The 4,489-nt window shown below is 60.8% G+C and carries 6 protein-coding genes; 4 read left to right on the plus strand and 2 right to left on the minus strand.

Going from position 1 to position 4,489, the window contains the following annotated elements:
* The 3 genes from EOA38_RS28785 to EOA38_RS28795 all read left to right on the plus strand — a co-directional run.
* A partial coding sequence (locus tag EOA38_RS28785) for an NAD(P)-dependent oxidoreductase (protein ID WP_145966104.1) occupies positions 1-352 on the plus strand: 352 nt, incomplete at its 5' end.
* Positions 353-358: 6 nt separating this feature from the next.
* Positions 359-1,063: a DNA alkylation repair protein gene (locus EOA38_RS28790; protein ID WP_127300825.1), complete on the plus strand. Its 705-nt coding sequence runs from the start codon at positions 359-361 to the stop codon at positions 1,061-1,063.
* Entirely contained in the window at positions 1,023-1,601 is a 579-nt protein-coding gene (locus EOA38_RS28795) for a GNAT family N-acetyltransferase (RefSeq protein ID WP_127300826.1), read from the plus strand. The genes EOA38_RS28790 and EOA38_RS28795 overlap by 41 nt, the downstream gene beginning before the upstream one ends.
* A 43-nt stretch (positions 1,602-1,644) precedes the next feature.
* On the opposite strand, the gene EOA38_RS28800 is transcribed toward EOA38_RS28795, so the two are convergent.
* Positions 1,645-2,997, minus strand: a complete 1,353-nt coding sequence (locus EOA38_RS28800; RefSeq protein WP_127300827.1) for a hypothetical protein — start codon at positions 2,995-2,997, stop codon at positions 1,645-1,647.
* A 250-nt stretch (positions 2,998-3,247) separates the two neighbouring features.
* On the opposite strand from EOA38_RS28800, the gene EOA38_RS28805 reads away from it, so the two are divergent.
* Positions 3,248-3,814 (plus strand): DUF3299 domain-containing protein, encoded by a 567-nt coding sequence (locus EOA38_RS28805; protein ID WP_127300828.1) that lies wholly within the window; start codon positions 3,248-3,250, stop codon positions 3,812-3,814.
* Positions 3,815-3,836: 22 nt separating this feature from the next.
* Here EOA38_RS28805 and EOA38_RS28810 read toward each other — a convergent pair whose 3' ends face one another.
* On the minus strand, positions 3,837-4,328 hold the full coding sequence (locus EOA38_RS28810; RefSeq protein WP_126093921.1) for an Lrp/AsnC family transcriptional regulator: 492 nt from the start codon (positions 4,326-4,328) through the stop codon (positions 3,837-3,839).
* Positions 4,329-4,489 lie beyond the last annotated feature (161 nt).

Below are 4,489 nucleotides of genomic sequence, written 5' to 3' on the forward strand. Positions count from 1 at the left end.
GATGATCAACCAGATCGCCATCGCCGGGCTCGTGCAGGGGTTGGCCGAGGGCATCCATTTCGGCAAGAAGGCCGGGCTCGACATCGAGAAGGTCATCGAGGTGATCTCCAAGGGCGCTGCCGGCTCCTGGCAGATGGAAAACCGCCACAAGACGATGAATGCCGGCAAATACGATTTCGGCTTCGCCGTCGACTGGATGCGCAAGGATCTCGGCATCTGCCTTGCCGAGGCCAACCGCAACGGCGCCAAGCTGCCGGTGACGGCGCTGATCGACCAGTTCTACAAGGACGTGCAGGATATGGGCGGCAGGCGCTGGGACACGTCCTCGCTGCTGGCGCGCCTGGAAAAATAGACGGCGATGGCCCTTCCCGATCCGAGCTGGAGCGTCGACGATACCGTCGCACACCTGCGTTCGATCGGCACGGAAGAAAACTTGGCCGGCATGGCGCGCTTCGGCATCAACACGAGAACCGCGCTGGGCGTCGGCAATTCCAACCTGCGGCCGCTGGCGCGCAAGCTGAAAAAGAACCACGAGCGGTCGCTGCTTTTGTGGGACACCGGCATCCGCGAGGCGCGATTGATGGCGGCCTTCACCGGCGAGCCGAAGAAGCTCGACATCGGCCAATGCCGGCGCTGGGCCGCCGATTTCGACAGCTGGGAGATCGTCGATACCGTCGCGGACCTGTTCGCGGCGACGCCGTTCTGGCGCGAGTTGATCGACGAATTCGCCGAGGACGAGCGAGAGTTCGTCCGCCGCACCGCCTTTGCCATGCTGGCCTGGGGCGCGGTGCACCTGAAGAAGGAACCGGACGCGACCTTCCTCGCCTATCTGCCGCTGATCGAAAAGCATGCGGGTGATCCGCGCAACTTCGTCCGCAAGGCGGTGAACTGGGCGCTGCGGCAGATCGGCAAGCGGTCGATGACGCTGCATGCCCCCGCCCTAGCGCTTGCCGAGAAACTGGCGGCATCGTCCGACAGCACGGCGCGCTGGATCGGCAGGAACGCTGTCAAGGAACTGACGGATGCCGGACAGCTCGAACGACTCGCCGCCAGAAAAACTTGACCTCGCTTCCATCCGCTTCATCGAGGTGACGCGGGAGACGCGCGGCCGTTTCGAAAACCTGTTCGAGCAGCCGGGCGCGCCGAAATATTGCTGGTGCATGGCCTGGCGCCACTCCAGCCGCGACCACATTGAGAACGACGAGAAGAAGCGCATGATGATGGCGCTGATCGATGAAGGCACGCCGGTCGGCATCGTCGCCGAACTCGACGGCAGGATGGTTGGCTGGTGTTCAGTCGCGCCGCGCGAGACCTATCGCAGGCTGTCGAAGCAGCAGGACGACAGCGAGACCGGCGTCTGGTCGATCGTCTGCTTCTATGTGCCGAGGGTCCTGCGAGGCGGCGGGCTGGCTTCCGTACTGCTCGATGCTGCGATCGAGCATGCCTTCGCCAAAGGCGCGCGGACGGTTGAGGCCTATCCGGTCGACGAGGCCGCGCCGAGCTATCGTTTCATGGGTTTTCGCGACAGTTTCGTCGCGCGCGGATTCCATGAGGTCGGCACGGCCGGCACTCGCCGGCATGTGATGCGGCTCACCCGTTGATGCTGGCTCCAATGCATTTGTCGGGACACAGATACGGAACGGGCTACCGCCGCAGATCGCGCACGCCGAGTTCTTTCCACATCCACTCGAAACTGTAAGTCGCCATGGGATGAGTCGGGTCAGGCTGCTTGGCGGTCTGATTTTCCATGTATTTCAGCCAGTCGGCGACCTTTTGTCGGCCGGCCGGAGTCTTGGCGGCCTGACGCGGCGTCTTGTTCCCCAACATTTTGACCGGCTGATCGAGAGTTTCCAGATAATGCCGATCCAGGTACTCGTGGACCTTCTGTTCGGCGATTTCGGGGGTGATGCTCGATCCCGATGTTTCGGCGCCGCCACGCGCCTCCTCGGCCAGCATCTGATCGACAGTCCTGATCTCAGTTAATGGCGCCCGGACAAGATCGCCAAGGGCCTGCTGGATCAGAGCCGTCCCTCTTGCCGCTCGCGCGGCGGAATTGGCCGACAGATACAGGAAACGACCCTTCAACTCGACATTGCCAAGCACGAGCGGACCGTCGTCCATCGTGGTGTCCATAGAAGGAGCGGCCGCCGCTTTTGTTTTGTTGCCGCTTTTCGGGGTCTCCTCCAGCCAGTTCCAGAACTTCGCGTCTGCTTGAGACAAGGCCGAAATATCGTTCAATCGAGCGGCGATATCCTCCTGCCTCACGGCGGACCCGAGGGGAAAGCGAACGTTGTGGAATGCGATCTCGTCACCATCGGTATTCTGCAGCCGAGGCCCCGCGACCCTTCCAAGCGTGTCGAACAACCATGAGAGCGTGAACATGAAAGCTGCCGCCTGCAGCTCGTCGTCTTTGATGGCAGGCAGCTTTTTCGCATTTCTTTTGCCGAACAGGCCCCGCAACCCGTCGAACAATGTTTCCGTGGCCTGAGGGGTAAAGGGCAAGACACCGCCAGCCATGACGTTTTTGCCCATGACGGGTACGATCCGCGCGGCAAGCCTGTCCCACTGCTTCAACGTCTTGGTGGCAGTGCCCTCGCTGACGGCGATCGGCTCACCGCCGCGGATAAGGTCGCGTGCCATAAAAGACGTTCCTGGAACGACGTCGCTCACCTCATACAAACTCATGACGGAGGTGCGCAGCGCCACCATATACGCCCTTGATTGCGCGCTTTCCTTCCAGCCTCGGCGCTTCAGATATTCGTCGACCATGTTGGTGGGTTCGCCCTCGAAATCCTGCGTCAGGAAATCCTCGAAAACGCAACCCCAAAGGGCGTTCGTCCAGTGGTCACCGAGGACTTCGGCAAGGTCTTCAAAATCCCCTTCGCCCTCGTCGAGGACCGGGCCGAAATGCTCGTTGAAAACTGCCTCGAAGCATTCGCGCCATTCGTCACGGGCAAGAAATTTCATCAGCCCCCTGAGATCGTGGCTGGTCGGCATGGAACTTCTCCAGATTCTTGCGCGCCGGGCACCGCGCGACGCGGGTTCGCTGCCATTATTTGTCGGGCTATTTTCAGCGTCGCTCCCGCAACCAGGCAAGGCCTGGGCAACGATTTCCCGGTGTTTCTTCCATGCGCCTTTCCGCCAGAGCGTTTCTGCGGCGCCCACCAATTCCATCGGGCCCAAAAATGCATCAGAGATCACGGCAGTTTTACTCGCTCGCAATCACGGACCGGCCAGAATGGAGCCAATGAACAACCCTCTCAACACAGGCACGATCATCGCCGCGGTGCTTGGCCTTGCCGTTAGTCAGGCCTCGGCAGAAACCGCGCATGTCTTCTGGAAGGATCTGCGCCCCCCGACGCAGGCGGTCGCCGAGGACGCCAACCTGCCGATGATCGCGGCCAAACTGCCCGATCACGGCGAAACATTGTCTCTGAGTCTCCAGGACAAAACCATTCAGCTAGCCGGCTATGCCTTGCCGGTCGATCGCGATGGCGACCTCGTCTACCAGTTCCTGCTGGTGCCATGGACGGGTGCCTGCAGCCACATGCCGACGCCGCCGCCCAACCAGATCGTGCTTGTGACGCCGGCACATCCCTACAAGATGGCGAAGGCCTATCAATCGGTTTCGGTCACCGGCGTGCTGAAGCCCGGCATGGAGAAGAGCCAGCTCTTCATCCTCGACGGCGTCTCGATCGTCCAGTCGGGCTACACGGTGCGCAAAGCCGAAGTGGCAAGCGTCGATACCGTGCCTGACGCGGTCACGCTGCCGGTCAACTCGCCGTGGAATTTCCTCAACAAAAAGAAGAATTAGGCTCTATCGCTTCAGATAACAATCACGCCGCGTTCGCGCCGGATTCCTTGTCGAGCACCATGTAGTCGAGCGGGATTTCGGTCGTGTACTTGATCTGCTCCATGGCGAAGGACGACGACACGTCGCGGATCTCGATCTTGGCGATCAGCCGCTTGTAGAAGGCGTCGTAAGCAGCGATGTCGGGCACCACCACGCGCAGCAGATAGTCGACGTCGCCGCTCATGCGGTAGAACTCGACCACTTCCGGAAATTCCTGGATGACCTCGGAGAAACGCCGCAGCCATTCATGGCTGTGCGAATTGGTGCGGATCGACACGAAGACGGTGACGCGCACATTCACCCTCTCATGGTCGAGAATGGCCACGCGCCGCTTGATGACGCCCTCTTCCTCGAGCTTCTGGATGCGCCGCCAGCACGGCGTGGTCGACAGGCCGACTTTCTTGGCGACATCGGCGACCGCAAGTGTCGCATCCTCCTGCAGGAGGCGGAGAATTTTTCGGTCAAGGCGGTCCATTGGGAGACTCCAGGGGAATAGTTTCGCTATATTCCCTTTTATCTGGGCCTTTCACAAGAAAGAAATTCTGCCGACGGCGGCAAAAGCGAGTGATTTCTTGCCGGATGCCTAACCGATGCGATAGCGGATTTCCGACCGCAGGAAAGGCAGCAAATCCATTT

It is taken from the genome of Mesorhizobium sp. M1E.F.Ca.ET.041.01.1.1, assembly GCF_003997355.1.
In the GTDB taxonomy this organism is placed as follows: Bacteria; Pseudomonadota; Alphaproteobacteria; order Rhizobiales; family Rhizobiaceae; genus Mesorhizobium.